The 13399-nt window shown below is 54.5% G+C and carries 15 protein-coding genes; 5 read left to right on the top strand and 10 right to left on the bottom strand.

Annotated elements, in window-relative coordinates:
* Positions 1-139 precede the first annotated feature (139 nt).
* The 4 genes from Q1B13_RS04015 to Q1B13_RS04000 form a co-directional block, all read right to left on the bottom strand.
* A complete protein-coding gene (locus tag Q1B13_RS04015; RefSeq protein ID WP_299076173.1) occupies positions 140-934 on the bottom strand; it encodes a lytic transglycosylase domain-containing protein in 795 nt (264 codons plus the stop codon).
* A gap of 83 nt (positions 935-1017) precedes the next feature.
* Entirely contained in the window at positions 1018-1296 is a 279-nt protein-coding gene (locus Q1B13_RS04010; RefSeq protein ID WP_299076171.1) for a hypothetical protein, read from the bottom strand.
* Positions 1297-1446: 150 nt separating this feature from the next.
* Positions 1447-2853: a type I glutamate--ammonia ligase gene (gene glnA, locus Q1B13_RS04005; protein ID WP_298936115.1), complete on the bottom strand. Its 1407-nt coding sequence runs from the start codon at positions 2851-2853 to the stop codon at positions 1447-1449.
* 32 nt (positions 2854-2885) lie between these two features.
* Positions 2886-3224 carry a P-II family nitrogen regulator gene (locus tag Q1B13_RS04000; RefSeq protein WP_050602105.1) on the bottom strand — a complete coding sequence of 113 codons (339 nt, stop codon included), beginning with the start codon at positions 3222-3224 and terminating at the stop codon, positions 2886-2888.
* A gap of 169 nt (positions 3225-3393) precedes the next feature.
* Here Q1B13_RS04000 and Q1B13_RS03995 point away from each other — a divergent pair, with 169 nt between their 5' ends.
* The 3 genes from Q1B13_RS03995 to tig all read left to right on the top strand — a co-directional run bounded on the left by Q1B13_RS03995 (position 3394) and on the right by tig (position 7955).
* Positions 3394-5010: an NAD(P)H-hydrate dehydratase gene (locus Q1B13_RS03995; protein ID WP_299076168.1), complete on the top strand. Its 1617-nt coding sequence runs from the start codon at positions 3394-3396 to the stop codon at positions 5008-5010.
* 305 nt (positions 5011-5315) lie between these two features.
* Complete coding sequence (locus Q1B13_RS03990) at positions 5316-6440, top strand: porin (RefSeq protein ID WP_299076165.1); 1125 nt, start codon at positions 5316-5318, stop codon at positions 6438-6440.
* Positions 6441-6623: 183 nt separating this feature from the next.
* Positions 6624-7955 (top strand): trigger factor, encoded by a 1332-nt coding sequence (gene tig, locus Q1B13_RS03985; RefSeq protein ID WP_299076163.1) that lies wholly within the window; start codon positions 6624-6626, stop codon positions 7953-7955.
* A 95-nt stretch (positions 7956-8050) separates the two neighbouring features.
* Here the strand turns inward: tig and Q1B13_RS03980 are convergent, their stop codons facing one another.
* The 6 genes from Q1B13_RS03980 to rpsF form a co-directional block, all read right to left on the bottom strand.
* Complete coding sequence (locus Q1B13_RS03980; protein ID WP_298936112.1) at positions 8051-8905, bottom strand: acyl-homoserine-lactone synthase; 855 nt, start codon at positions 8903-8905, stop codon at positions 8051-8053.
* Positions 8906-9013: 108 nt separating this feature from the next.
* A complete protein-coding gene (locus Q1B13_RS03975; protein ID WP_298936111.1) occupies positions 9014-9715 on the bottom strand; it encodes a LuxR family transcriptional regulator in 702 nt (233 codons plus the stop codon).
* 237 nt (positions 9716-9952) lie between these two features.
* The gene (locus Q1B13_RS03970; protein ID WP_299076160.1) at positions 9953-10438 is read right to left on the bottom strand and encodes a lytic transglycosylase domain-containing protein; all 486 of its coding nucleotides are present in this window, start codon (positions 10436-10438) and stop codon (positions 9953-9955) included.
* 154 nt (positions 10439-10592) lie between these two features.
* Positions 10593-11213 (bottom strand): 50S ribosomal protein L9, encoded by a 621-nt coding sequence (gene rplI / locus Q1B13_RS03965; RefSeq protein WP_298936109.1) that lies wholly within the window; start codon positions 11211-11213, stop codon positions 10593-10595.
* A 12-nt stretch (positions 11214-11225) separates the two neighbouring features.
* Positions 11226-11453: a 30S ribosomal protein S18 gene (rpsR, locus tag Q1B13_RS03960; protein ID WP_058310770.1), complete on the bottom strand. Its 228-nt coding sequence runs from the start codon at positions 11451-11453 to the stop codon at positions 11226-11228.
* Positions 11454-11481: 28 nt separating this feature from the next.
* Positions 11482-11835, bottom strand: coding sequence for a 30S ribosomal protein S6 (rpsF, locus tag Q1B13_RS03955; protein WP_298936108.1), 354 nt, complete (start codon positions 11833-11835; stop codon positions 11482-11484).
* A 356-nt stretch (positions 11836-12191) separates the two neighbouring features.
* Between rpsF and Q1B13_RS03950 the strand changes: the two genes are divergently transcribed.
* Positions 12192-12638 (top strand): hypothetical protein, encoded by a 447-nt coding sequence (locus Q1B13_RS03950; protein ID WP_299799701.1) that lies wholly within the window; start codon positions 12192-12194, stop codon positions 12636-12638.
* A 125-nt stretch (positions 12639-12763) separates the two neighbouring features.
* Positions 12764-13336 (top strand): YceI family protein, encoded by a 573-nt coding sequence (locus tag Q1B13_RS03945; RefSeq protein ID WP_298936106.1) that lies wholly within the window; start codon positions 12764-12766, stop codon positions 13334-13336.
* Positions 13337-13399: the final 63 nt, after the last annotated feature.

Genomic DNA, 13399 nt, shown 5'->3' with positions numbered 1-13399 from the left:
ATTTGGCAATAAATGCAAAAAAAACAAAAAATACAAAGATTGATTACGCTTTGGAAACCATGAAACTAAGGGCTTTGTTCGCCACTATGGCGAGAATGTGGCTGAATTGAGTTTTTGGGCGCTCAGAACCATGGCGCGTTCACCCGTCGATTCGGGCGGCCATAATCGCGATGGATTGCTGGTAAACCGTCGCCGCATTCCACTGCTGAATCACCACGAAATTCGGCTGCCCCTGCTGATAGCCACGACCGGGTTTCCAGCCCTTCTTACGCAGGAAATTCGCGGTCGAGGCCAGCGCGTCGGTCATGTTGTAAAAGTCCACCTGCCGGTCGCCGGTGGCATCGACTCCATACGTAAGTGCGTTGCCGGGCAGGAATTGTGTATGGCCCAGCTCGCCATGTTTTGCCCCCTTTGTTGCCATTGTGATGCTGCCCTGATCGACCAGCTTTAAGGCACCAATCGCGTGCGGAACAAAGAACTCGGATCGGCGACAATCATAGGCCAGAGTGGTTATTGCTGACACAACCTGACTATCTCCCATGAAGTTCCCAAAGCCGGTTTCCATGCCGTGAATGGCAATCAGCACGCCCGCGGGGACGCCATATTGCCGTTCAAGAGCAGCGTAGAATTGCGGGTTCCGAGCTTTGCGTTTGCGCCCTTGCGCTACGATAGTATTGGCCCCACGCACTTGCATGAACTTGTCCAGCGAGTACTTGAAGCTTTTTTGATTGCGGTCGGCAGCAATCGTGCGTGTTGCGTACTGGGTTTGCGCAAGAGCCTGCAGTCCTTTCTTTTTCACACCCGATCTGCGCGCTTGCTTGGCGAAATCGGCTTTCCACGCCTCGAAGCCAGCGCTGGTATTGCCGCAAGGGGCGGCCAGCGCGCCCAATGGCAGTACAAGTGCACAGGCAATCAGAGAGGCGAAACGTAGCATGAGCATTTTCCTTTTGAGCATCGAGCCCGGATCAACTGGACGGTTTGCATCCAGCCGACGCAGCCCGGTACGGATTGATAACTTTACAATCCACGCTGCAAATCATCTGCCGTTAGAACAGGTTGAATTTCGATCGAAGCGTCAAGGGCCGCAAATAGCGGTTCGTTGATTACGGGCATGCGGGCTTGGTCGTTTTCTTCGAAGATAACGATGCCCATCCGTTTGCCGCCCTCTAGCGCAAAATAGGCCGCTTCCGCGTTAACATCTTTAACCAAGGCGGCAATCGCCTGCCCAAGCGTTCCGTCTTTTTCGGCTTGGTTGCCCTTTTCGACCGGGATTGTGAATTTTAACATCAGGCGCATGGAACTCTCCCAGAGTTTCGATCGCGGTTTCTCGGGTAAAGGCTCCGACGTTCGGGCGTGCCAGTCAAGGTGATTGCTTTCGACTTGTTATCAAACGGAAAAAGGGCGCCGAACCAACGGCGCCCATTCAAGTCTTCAAAAGCCTATTGCTTAGCAGCTGTAGTACATTCCGTATTCTACAGGGTGCGGTGTGTGCTCGTAGGTTTCGACTTCTTCCATCTTCAATGCGATGTAGCCGTCGATCTGGTCTTTGGTAAACACGTCGCCTTGCAGCAAGAAGTCGTGATCGGATGCCAGAGCTTCCAGAGCTTCGCGCAGGCTGCCGCAAACGGTTGGGATGTCGGCCAATTCCTCGGCGGGCAGATCGTAGAGGTTCTTGTCCATGGCTTCGCCCGGATCGATCTTGTTCTTGATCCCGTCCAGACCGGCCATCAGCAGAGCAGCAAACGCAAGGTAAGGGTTCGCAGCCGGATCGGGGAAACGGGCCTCGACGCGCTTGGCCTTGGGGCTTTCGGTCCATGGAATACGGACACAACCCGACCGGTTACGTGCCGAGTAGGCGCGCAGAACGGGGGCCTCGAAGCCAGGGATCAAGCGCTTGTAGCTGTTGGTCGATGGATTGGTGAAGGCATTCAGGGTCTTAGCGTGTTTCAGAACACCACCGATGAACCACAGGGCTTCATCCGACAGATCAGCGTATTTGTCGCCCGCAAACAGCGGCTTGCCTTCCTTCCAAATCGACATGTTGACGTGCATGCCGGTGCCGTTGTCACCTGCGATCGGCTTTGGCATGAAGGTGGCCGATTTGCCGTAAGCATGCGCGACGTTATGGATCACGTACTTGTACTTCTGCAGCTCATCGGCCTGTTTGGTCAGACTGTCAAAGATCAGACCCAGCTCGTGCTGGCACGAGGCAACTTCGTGGTGGTGTTTGTCAACCTTCATGCCCAGGCGCTTCATGGTTGACAGCATTTCTGAACGCAGGTCTTGCGCTTCATCGATCGGGTTGACCGGGAAGTAGCCGCCCTTGACGCCCGGACGGTGACCCATGTTGCCCATCTCGTATTCGGTGTCGGTGTTCCATGATGCGTCTGTTGCATCAACTTCGTAGGATACCTTGTTGATACTGTTCGAGAAACGGACGTCGTCGAACAGGAAGAATTCTGCTTCAGGACCAAAGTATGCTGCGTCGCCGATACCCGAGGACTTCAGGTATGCCTCGGCTTTCTGTGCGGTACCGCGCGGGTCACGTTCGTAAGCTTCGCCGGTGTCGGGTTCGACGACCGAGCAATGCACGCAGATGGTCTTTTCTGCATAGAACGGATCGACATAGGCGCTGTCCGTATCGACCATCAGCTTCATGTCAGATGCTTCGATCGACTTCCAGCCGGCGATGGACGAGCCATCGAACATGAAGCCTTCTTCCAGAAAATCCTCGTCAACCTGATCGGCCATCAGGGTCACGTGCTGCAGCTTGCCGCGCGGGTCGGTGAAACGAACGTCGACATATTCTGCGCCTTCGTCCTTGATCAGCTGAAGAACTGCGTCCTTGCTCATTCTCTTGGTTCCTCTGATTTGAGATTGTTCAATTACAGCGCGTCCGAGCCGGTCTCACCGGTACGGATACGGATGGCTTGTTCAACTGGCGAGACAAAAATCTTGCCGTCACCGATTTTGTCTGTCTTGGCCGCCGAGACAATTGCCTCGATTGCGGCATCCACCTGATCGTCGTCCAGAACGACTTCGACTTTTACTTTGGGCAGGAAGTCGACCACGTATTCTGCACCGCGATACAATTCGGTGTGGCCTTTTTGACGACCGAAGCCCTTGACTTCGATCACGCTGAGGCCCTGGACACCAACGTCCTGCAATGCCTCTTTCACTTCGTCCAGTTTGAACGGCTTGATGATCGCTTCGATCTTTTTCATCCCGGCTCACCTCGCATGGTTGTCAGAATGGCAGTGATCACGTCTAAGATCGTGCAGCAATGCGATTGCCGAATTGATCAGCGGTGGAAGTACTGAAATCAATCGGCAGGTGAAATTTTAGTCGGTTTGCACAAAAAGTAATCGAAATTGAATCGGGTTAGGGTTTGAGATGACAGAATTGCTGACAGCGGCGCAGATGCGGGCGATTGAGCAGGCCGCAATCGCGTCCGACCAGGTGACAGGTCTGGAACTGATGGAACGGGCCGGGCAGGGCGTTGTCGAAGCAATTTTCGAGGAATGGCCAGAGTTGGCAAAAACCTCCGGTAAGGCAGTTGTTTTGTGCGGACCGGGTAACAATGGCGGCGATGGGTTTGTCGTTGCGCGGTTGCTCAAGCAGTGGGGGTGGGAGGTTGAGGTCTTTCTGTTTGGAGACCCCGAGAAGCTGCCACCGGATGCACGGACGAACTACGAGCGTTGGTGTCAATTGGGGGCGGTCGCACCCGTACGCGAGGGATTTTGGTTGCCAAACTGCGACTTGCACATCGATGCATTGTTTGGAACCGGCCTGACACGCCCAATTCCCAAGAGTGTCTCATACTCGCTATCATATCTTCATAAGCGCCATCCGCATTTTGTTGCAGTCGCTGTGGATGTACCGTCTGGATTATGCTCGGATAGCGGACAACCGTTAGGGGTTTCCGGCAAAGCCGACCTGACCGTCTCATTTCACCGGTCGAAACTCGGTCACTACCTTTCGGATGGCTCTGAAAGATCAGGAAAAGTCGTGGTCAAGGACATTGGGTTGCCTGTAAAAGCCTTTCCAACGTTCGCGGACGTTGTCGGATATGTGAACGATCCAGAACGAAAACCACAAACTGGAGAAGAGATTAGGGAGGAAGCTGAAAAATCTGCGGCCGAAGATCGAGCAGTCGTAACGCTTGCCAACCCTCTCAATCGATTTGACAAACTCTTGGGGGGCAACAAATACACAAACGGCCACGCTCTGATCCTCTCTGGTAATCCTGGAAAAACCGGGGCAGCGCGGCTGGCCGCGCGCGGGGCTCTGCGCATCGGGGCGGGGTTGGTAACTTTGGGCGTACCCCCGAACGCGCAGACGGAAGTGTCGGCGCAGGTGACGGCCATCATGTTGCGGCAGGTCGAAGGGTCTGACGCGTTGTCGGCTGTATTGCAAGATGAACGACTGAACGCCCTCTGCCTTGGTCCCGGTCTGGGGGTAGAGCGTGCGCGCGAACTCGTGCCAGTTGCTTTGGAAGCTGGGCGCGCGACGGTTCTGGACGCGGATGCGTTGACCGCTTTTGCGGACAACCCCGCGGAGCTGTTTGCCCAACTACACGAGAATTGCGTGTTGACCCCACATGGCGGTGAATTCGCGAGGCTGTTCCCCGATATCTCAGAGAAGTTGGTTGCAACTCCGACCATAGGTCCGGCTTATTCCAAGGTTGATGCCACGCGAGAGGCCGCCGCGCGGGCAGGGTGTGTGATCCTGTTCAAAGGGCCGGATACTGTCATTGCCGCACAGGACGGGCGGTGCGTGATCAATTCGGCACATTATGACCGGGCTGCACCTTGGCTGGCGACGGCAGGGTCGGGCGACGTGTTGGCAGGGTTCATCACCGGATTGCTGGCGCGCGGGTTCGCACCGATGCAGGCTGCCGAAACGGGTGCTTGGTTACATGTCGAATGCGCTCGGCTTTTTGGTCCGGGTCTGATTGCGGAAGATATACCGGAACAGCTCCCAGAGGTTTTCAAGCAGTTAAGTACCTGAACGCGTTGAGCAAGAAACGTCTGAGTTTCAACCCGTTGAACAGAAAGCGACACCTATGTGCGTTACTGCATAGCAGGTGTTCACCAGTTATCTCGGTCGACGGCACAATTTGTTTGTCCGACTCTGCGCCGACTCGTGTATGATGTTATAAGTACCTGTAAGTGAAATCATTTTTTCAAAGCTTGCGCGTTCTTTTGTTGCGAAAATACAATGCTAGCTTAGAACGGATCAGCGACCACTGGAACGCTCGCGATCTATAATCATCTGAGCAGTACCGGAAATCGGAATCTTTCAAGGTGAGTGAAATGACCTTCAATCTAAAACTCTCGTCCATAACCGCAGTATTGGCCGCTACAACGGCACTTCCCGCCGCGGCTGAGCTGAAATATGAAAACAATAGTGGTGGCTACGTCCTGTTATACGGCCAGCTCAACCCTGCCATCATATCCGTCGACGACGGGCAGCAGACAGAAACCCGTTTGTTGGACAATGCCATTTCGAACAGCCGCGTTGGTTTGCGCCTGTTGCAACCGTTTGGCAGCAATGAGTTTACATTCCGTTTTGAAACAGCGCTTGGGCTGCCAAGCTCGTCCGAATGGAACCAATTGGGAACCGACTTTAGCGGTTGGACGCGTTCGGATATTCGGCATGTGGATTTCGGTCTCAAAGGCAGTTGGGGTAAAGTTTCGGCTGGCCAGGGCAGCATGGTGTCGGATGGGGCGGCCGAGACAGACCTGTCTTATGTTGGAACGGCGCTGTATTCGTTTACCAACGATGAAAACTCGGGCTTTTTCTACCGCGGAACGGACGGTGTTTTGAGTGACATCACAGTCGGCGATTCCAGCGATAACTTTGACGGCTCGCGCCGTGGTCGTGTGCGGTATGACACGCCAGACTTAAATGGGTTCTCAGCTGGCATCGCCTATGGTCAGAATATCTTGTCCAGCAGTGATGACGATGACTATTATGACGTCGGCGTCGGCTATGAGACCACGTTTGCTGGAGGTATCGAATTCGCGGCATCGCTTGCTTACGCAGTTCGCTCGCGTGACGATAACTCCGGGGATCGCAAGGACACCATCGGGTCAGCTTCGGTGCTGATGCCCAGCGGGTTAAGCTTTACCTTTGCGGCAGGCACCCGTGATGAGGAAGAGGTCGGCGTTTCTGACCCGAGTTTCTGGTATGGCAAGATTGCTTACGAAGGTGATTGGGTGTCTTGGGGCAAAACCGGGGTTGGTGTCGACTATTACGATGGCTCTGACTTTGAAAGCGACGGCTCCAGCACCAAGTCCTGGGGCGTCGCGGTTGTTCAGCGGATCGACAGCATCAACACCGATGCCTACCTGAAGTACCGGACTCATGATTTTGATGACGGTACGTCTTTCGACAAGAACGAGGCCTGGGTTTTGGGCGCGCGCTGGAGGTTCTGATCCCGGCTGGTATTGCATAGACACGCCCCGGCCAGTTCCGGGGCGTTTTTTTGTCTGACACCCCATTAAAACAGGGCGGATTGGCCAGTTGCCCCTTGCACGTAGACGGCAGGACAAATAGAAGGCGTCAAATTTGCCTGGCGCGCCGTTTTGCGCGCCCCGAATCCTATGGGGACTACCATAATGCAGGTTACCGAGACGCTGAACGAAGGTCTGAAACGCGGCTATAACATCACCGTATCTGCGGCCGAGCTGGACAATAAGGTCAACGAGAAACTGACCGAAGCACAGCCTGAAGTCGAGATGAAAGGTTTTCGCAAAGGCAAGGTGCCGATGGCGCTGCTGAAAAAGCAGTTTGGCCAGCGTCTTCTGGGCGAAGCGATGCAGGAAACCATCGACGGTGCCATGAACCAGCATTTCGAAGACAGCGGCGAACGTCCGGCGCTGCAGCCCGAGGTCAAGATGACCAATGAGGACTGGAAAGAAGGCGATGACGTTGAGGTCGCGATGTCCTACGAGGCGCTGCCCGAGATCCCTGAAGTTGACCTGAAATCGGTCGAGCTGGAAAAGCTGGTGGTCAAAGCCGACGACGCAGCCGTTGAAGAAGCACTGAACAACCTGGCCGAAACTGCTCAGGATTTCAAAGCGCGCCGCAAGGGCTCGAAAGCCAAAGACGGCGACCAGATCGTGTTTGACTTTGTTGGTAAGGTCGACGGCGAAGAATTCGAAGGTGGATCGGCCGAAGATTACCCGCTGGTTCTCGGCTCGAACAGCTTTATCCCTGGTTTCGAAGAGCAGCTGGTTGGGGTGAAAGCCGAGGAAGAAAAAGACGTTAACGTATCCTTTCCCGAGGATTATCAGGCCGAGCATCTGGCTGGTAAAGACGCCGTATTCAGCTGCACGATCAAAGAGGTCAAGGAGCCTGTCGCGGCAGAGCTGAATGACGAGTTGGCCAAGAAGTTTGGCGCTGAAGATCTTGATGGTCTGAAGGGGCAAATCTCGGAGCGGCTGGAAGCGGAATATGCAGGTGCGTCGCGCGCTGTCATGAAGCGCGCCTTGCTGGACGCGCTGGACACCAAAGTGTCCTTCGATCTGCCGCCCTCATTGGTCGAGGCGGAAGCCAAGCAAATCGCACATCAGCTTTGGCACGAGGAAAACCCCGAAGTTGAAGGCCATGATCACGATCCGATCGAGCCGACGGATGAGCACAACAAACTGGCAGAACGCCGTGTGCGTCTGGGCCTGCTGCTTGCTGAGTTGGGTCAGAAAGCAGAAGTTGAAGTGACCGATGCCGAGATGACCCAGGCGATCATGAACCAGGCCCGCCAGTACCCGGGCCAGGAACGTCAGTTCTTCGAGTTTGTCCAGCAGAACGCTCAAATGCAGCAGCAGCTGCGTGCACCAATCTTTGAAGACAAAGTTGTCGATTATGTCTTCGAACTGGCTCAGGTGGCTGACAAAGAAGTTACCAAAGACGATCTGCAAAAAGCCGTTGAGGATTTGGAAGAGGAATAATCCTCTTCCTCCCCGTCAAGGGGCGCAAATAGAAGCGGAGCCGCCTGAAATTAGGCGACTCCGCATGGGTGGCTTTGTACTATGAGGTGAGGGGGTCAGGCCTCATGAGCAAAAGCACGGGGGGTCTTTAGCAGAGCGGTCTTCTGCTCTGGCGTGAATGTGTGAGACAGTGCCTCGATCAGCTTTAAGACATCTTGCCTTTCAGCTTCGTTTTTCGCCGCACTCATCTGCTCAACGAAATACTTTTCAAGGTCTGTTCGTGGTTTGTGGTCGTGGTTCGCAGGGCTAAGCTCTGCATCTTTCCGGCTTGCGAACAGCTCCAACGCCTGTTCTTCTTCGAGGAAGACATCGTGGTGAATGTCAGCGAAGTTTCTAACTCGTGAGATGCGTTCGTCTGAGCAATCCAGCAATGCGGCGAGCGCCGGGACTTTACCCATCTGCACTTTTTTCCCAACATAGTCGTAGGGTGCGTTGTCGGATCTTTTCAGAACGCGATCCATCACTGGATCAATCACGGTGATGATATCCTGAATGCCAGCATTCTTGGCATATTCCAGAGACCCAATCATTAGCTCGGATGTCGCATAAGCGACCGAGTTCTTGTCCTTGCCGCGGTTCAGGCGTTGGGTATCCACACAAAAGCGCGTCGATTCCCAGACGGTTGCGCTGCGCAATGGTGCTTCACCGTCCAGAATGGCGGAAAACACGTCGGACAACATGTGAGGTCCAGTGGTCTGTAGGGCACGCACGGCTGCGACGACATTCCCCCCGTCGTCGAGTCCGATTACATATGCCGGGTCCAGATGATCGAATTCGTCGATCTCTTTGCCATCTTCGATTTTGACGTCCCATCCCAGGCGTCCACCAAATACTCTTGCTCTCAACTCAAACATTTCGTCAAGAACCTCGCCAAACAGGTGTCTGTTCAGCCCATCAACTACGATGATCATTTCTTTCCCCCTTCGAGTGGTTGTTCGGTAAACTAGACGTTACCGTTTTGAAGGGGTTTTTCTATTGGGGGTTTCCCGTATTTAGGCGGAATTTAGAAATTTTTTAGGTTACCCTGGGGTAATCAGGCCAATTGCTATTGCGCGACCCACTGCTTGCGGGGTCGTCAAGGCACTTAGCTTCTCTCTGCTTGAACGCAGATGAACCTCTACCGTGCGGTGCGAAATCGAAAGAATATCGCCGATATCCTGTTGCGACTTGCCAGCGGCCACCCATTGTAAGATCTCAGCTTCTCGGGTGGACAATGTCGGATGATAAAGCGCGCTCGTGAACTCATCAGAGGTAACAACGTTGTCATGAATGTGCACAGCCATCGACTGCAGATCGCCTATGACGTGCGTGTACAGCTTGCGCCATTCTTCCTTACTGCAGTCACGCGTAGCGCTGAGCAGGCCGATATCACCGTAGGGACCGCGCACCGGGATCGTTACACCTTGGCTCGGAAGGCCAAAATCATGTGCGTCCCTGAAGACACGCTGAAAATCGGGGCTGCGTTCCAGTCGGCTCCAATCCACAGGGGCGATGCTGCGGCGGCTCATGTGAATGGTTGGGTCGATCATAATCAGACCTTGCGACTGGTAGTGATCTTTCCACTCATCACCATAGGTCACATATCCAGCCACGGTGCCCGCAGTTGGGTTCATGCCAGCATAGGCCGCATGATCCATATCGTGTTTTTCACAGATCTGTCGCAGAAACTCAGTATACCGAGTTTCTGAATCCGGTAGGGTGCTTAGATCGACAATTTCCATATGTTGCCTACCAGCTGCGGCCCATCCGGCAACCCGATGGTGTCGTCGAGCGTGCCATTACCTTAGAGTGGAACCCATTTACCTCACGGCGATGAGAACACCACACTTTTCAAAACATGACAAGGCGACGCACGATTTGTCTATGCATTTCGCCATACTGGATCAGGTAATTAGAGCATTTTTATCACTGTGTGGCCTTGGCTGCTGGTCAAATCCAGAGGTTTTTGGCTCAAAACGCTAAGGCGCAGGCCTCAAACCCGTTTCCACCAACATGCCGCGGGCCTTAGCTTCGGGATAGAATCCTTTCGCATAAAGAAAGATCGCCCGTTGTTGGTTTCCATCGGACAAAAGCCATGCGCCACGCAGGTATTTTCCCGCAAATTCCAGGTTTGTATCTGCATTCAGCAGGCCCTCGGCATTGCCTGAGTAGCCCATCGAGCGCGCAGTAGCGGGTAAAATCTGCAGCAGGCCATAATACGGGCGGTTGACGGCCCAAGGACGATGCGTGCTTTCACGGATCGCCAGTTTATGAACCAATTCGCGCGGCAGCTCATAGTGATCGGCCCATTTGTTGATTGAGGCGCGCAATTCCGGAGTTTCATTTGGGTAGAGTGGGGGATCAAACGTCTGCGGGTCCCCACGAGACACCTCTGCCCCGCTGCAGGCGGCCAAAGGGGCCACAAGCAAGAGCGCCATTAAGTGGCGACGCGAGAATACTGTCATGTTGATCTCCAAGCTGCGCGAGATGATGATATGGATCGAGTGTCAAACCGCAAGCTTATGGTCAAAATCTGGCCAAATGTTGCTCGTCCCGAACACTCATAAAAAAAGGCCGCGCAAAAGCTGCGCGACCCTCAAATTTTAGAAGTCAGCCAGATCAGGCCTTGGCTTCGTCTTCTTCAGCCGGAGCCGCTTCGGGTGCCAGATCTTCGTCTTCCGATGCCGCCGAGCCGATATCGTCAAACAGTTCGGCGATCTCGAATTCAGCAGCAGCTTCTTCTTCAGCTGCCAGCTCCTGGATTGATTTTCCGGACGCTTGCAGTTCGGCTTCTTCTTGCGAACGGGCGACGTTCATGCTGATTTCGACTGTAACTTCGGGGTGCAGACGAACCGCGACAGTATGCAGACCAAGATCCTTGATCGGAGCAATCAGGGCGACCTGTTTTTTGTCGACGGAGAACCCTGCTTCTGTGGCGGCGTCGGCTGCATCACGCGGGGTGACCGAACCGTACAGAGCGCCGGAATCTGAAGCCGAGCGAATCACGATGAACTGCTGGCCATCCAGCTTTTCAGCCAGTGCATCAGCTTCTTTCTTGGTTTCCAGGTTGCGCGCCTCAAGCTGCGCTTTCTGGGCTTCGAACGAGGCGATGTTGGCCTCGGACGCGCTCAGCGCTTTGCCCTGGGGCAGCAGGAAGTTGCGGGCGAAGCCAGGCTTAACGTCAACGACGTCGCCCATCTGGCCCAGTTTAGCTACACGTTCGAGAAGGATAACTTGCATGTCAGTCTCTCCTTACTTCACGGCGTAGGGCAGCAGGGCGAGGAAGCGGGCGCGCTTGATAGCACGGGCCAGTTCACGCTGCTTTTTTGCCGAAACGGCAGTGATACGCGAGGGAACGATCTTGCCGCGCTCGGAAACATAGCGCTGCAGCAGACGGGTGTCTTTATAGTCGATCTTCGGCGCGTTATCGCCCGAGAACGGGCAGACCTTGCGGCGGCGGAAAAATGGTTTTGCGGCCATGGTTTAGTGTCCTTTCTTCAGGCTTTGATCAACGGCGCTCGCGGCGGTCGCCACGTTCGTCACGTTTCTGCATCTGAACCGACGGGCCTTCGACGTGGCCGTCGACCTTGATGGTCAGAACACGCATGACGTCATCATGCAGGCGCATCAGGCGCTCCATTTCCTGAACGGCGCCAGCGGGGGCGTCGGTCTTCAGGAAGGCATAGTGGCCTTTGCGGTTCTTGTTGATCTTGTAGGCCATCGTCTTGACACCCCAGTACTCGCTGTCGACGACATTGCCGCCGTTGTCAGCCAGAACGGTGCCGAAATGTTCGACGAGGCTTTCTGCCTGCGTGTTGGACAAGTCCTGACGCGCGATCATTACATGCTCATACAGTGGCATGTTCACTCCTGTTTATATCGAGGCGCATTTCAAAGGCGGGCCAGTTCGTCCTTCGCGACCCTGCCACGAGAGGCTGCGCGATTCATAAATAGTGCGAAGGATGGCCCCGTATACACTTTTGTACGTCCGTAGCAAGCCCTGCCACAGATGCCTTCGAGACGCCGCCCAATTTCCTTTAGGCCGCCCAATTCCTGACGCTTTTCGGCTCAAAGTTGTTTCGCATACCGGGCACGACCCGGACGGACAAAAACCTGAGACGGTAGCGTTATATAGGGCGAAGTGTTATGACCGCGATGAACACTAATACATTCCAAGAACAAGCGTCAGGCACGCGTTTCGACCACTCTGTGCCCTTGATGATTTCATTTGCACCAAACTGGAAAGCCCGCTTGATCCTGTCGCGTGTTTTCGGCGCGTTCCTGATCTTGTCGGCGTTTTCCATGTGGCTGATGCCGGGATCGGTGGTTGGTGCAGATGTCTGGCCGCTGAAGTTGGCGGCATCGATGTTGTTTCTGATTGTTGGTGTCAGTCTTCTGACCATCGAAATTCTGGATCCTCGTCCTGACGCCTATTTCGATCCCATTCGTCAAGAAGTTCGGGTGTTGCAGAAGAACGAGGAAGGGCGCCCGCAAACTGTACTGCGCCGCAGCTATGACACCCTGGGCGGTGCCCGTTTCGACGATGATGAGGTGCAGCTTTATGACGTGGACGGCAGCCTGCTGATGAAACTACCGCTGCAATCGGCGGATGTCAGCCGAGCGCTGAAAGGGCAACTGAGCCAGAGCGTAACAATTTTCGCCTAGATTCTATTCTGTTCAAAAAGGAACAGACTCTGTGAATCGAAAGTACTTGTGTGCCGCCGTTAGGCGGCACATTTTGTTTTTGAGCAACCCAAACGGTTTGCAAACACAAAAACGCGGAGATTGTCATGAAATCCACCCTTCTTGCTGCTGCACTGGCCGTATCGGCGACGTCGGCATTCGCCAGCGCCGAGAAATACGTTCTGGACCCAAGCCACAGCCAAGTCGTTTTCAGCTATGACCACCTAGGTTTTTCGACCACCACCGGCATGTTCTCGGGGTTTGAAGGCGAGATCCTGTTTGATCAGGAAAACCCTGCGGCATCTTCCGTGAACGTATCCATGCCGGTGCTTGAGATGTTCACCGGTTGGAAGCCGCGCGAAGATCATTTCATGACCGAAGATTTCTTCGGCGCGGCCGAGGGCGACATGATCACGTTCGCTTCGACGGGTATCGAAGTAACCGGTGAAGGCACAGCCAATATCACCGGCGATTTGACCATGAACGGTGTGACGAAGTCGGTCGTTCTGGACGCCAAGCTCAACAAGGTTGATCAACACCCGATGGCCAACAAGCCTTGGGCTGGTTTCAATGCCACCACCACCGTTACCCGCAGCGAGTTTGATCTGGGCCAGTTCGCGCCCTTTGTCAGCGATGATGTGCAGATCCAGATCTCGGTTGAGGCGCAAAAGGCCGATTAACCCTGCCTTTCAGACACCAAAAAGATCGCCGGCGGCCTTCGCCCCGGCGGTTTTTTCATGATT

Origin of the sequence: uncultured Ruegeria sp., assembly GCF_947489545.1 — a bacterium.
Taxonomy (GTDB): Bacteria; Pseudomonadota; Alphaproteobacteria; order Rhodobacterales; family Rhodobacteraceae; genus Ruegeria.
Note: the sequence above shows the minus strand (reverse complement) of the source record. Positions and strands in the feature narration are given on the sequence as shown.

Bases quoted from the DNA above. Each gene is read 5' to 3' on its own strand.
- glnA (WP_298936115.1), bottom strand. From the start codon at position 2,853: ATGAGCAAGGACGCAGTTCTTCAGCTGATCAAGGACGAAGGCGCAGAA.
- Q1B13_RS03950 (WP_299799701.1), top strand. From the start codon at position 12,192: ATGATTTCATTTGCACCAAACTGGAAAGCCCGCTTGATCCTGTCGCGT.
- Q1B13_RS03970 (WP_299076160.1), bottom strand. From the start codon at position 10,438: ATGACAGTATTCTCGCGTCGCCACTTAATGGCGCTCTTGCTTGTGGCC.
- Q1B13_RS03995 (WP_299076168.1), top strand. From the start codon at position 3,394: ATGACAGAATTGCTGACAGCGGCGCAGATGCGGGCGATTGAGCAGGCC.
- rpsR (WP_058310770.1), bottom strand. From the start codon at position 11,453: ATGGCCGCAAAACCATTTTTCCGCCGCCGCAAGGTCTGCCCGTTCTCG.
- Q1B13_RS04000 (WP_050602105.1), bottom strand. From the start codon at position 3,224: ATGAAAAAGATCGAAGCGATCATCAAGCCGTTCAAACTGGACGAAGTG.
- Q1B13_RS03990 (WP_299076165.1), top strand. From the start codon at position 5,316: ATGACCTTCAATCTAAAACTCTCGTCCATAACCGCAGTATTGGCCGCT.
- Q1B13_RS03975 (WP_298936111.1), bottom strand. From the start codon at position 9,715: ATGGAAATTGTCGATCTAAGCACCCTACCGGATTCAGAAACTCGGTAT.
- rplI (WP_298936109.1), bottom strand. From the start codon at position 11,213: ATGCAAGTTATCCTTCTCGAACGTGTAGCTAAACTGGGCCAGATGGGC.
- Q1B13_RS04015 (WP_299076173.1), bottom strand. From the start codon at position 934: ATGCTACGTTTCGCCTCTCTGATTGCCTGTGCACTTGTACTGCCATTG.
- Q1B13_RS04010 (WP_299076171.1), bottom strand. From the start codon at position 1,296: ATGCGCCTGATGTTAAAATTCACAATCCCGGTCGAAAAGGGCAACCAA.
- Q1B13_RS03980 (WP_298936112.1), bottom strand. From the start codon at position 8,905: ATGATCATCGTAGTTGATGGGCTGAACAGACACCTGTTTGGCGAGGTT.
- Q1B13_RS03945 (WP_298936106.1), top strand. From the start codon at position 12,764: ATGAAATCCACCCTTCTTGCTGCTGCACTGGCCGTATCGGCGACGTCG.
- tig (WP_299076163.1), top strand. From the start codon at position 6,624: ATGCAGGTTACCGAGACGCTGAACGAAGGTCTGAAACGCGGCTATAAC.
- rpsF (WP_298936108.1), bottom strand. From the start codon at position 11,835: ATGCCACTGTATGAGCATGTAATGATCGCGCGTCAGGACTTGTCCAAC.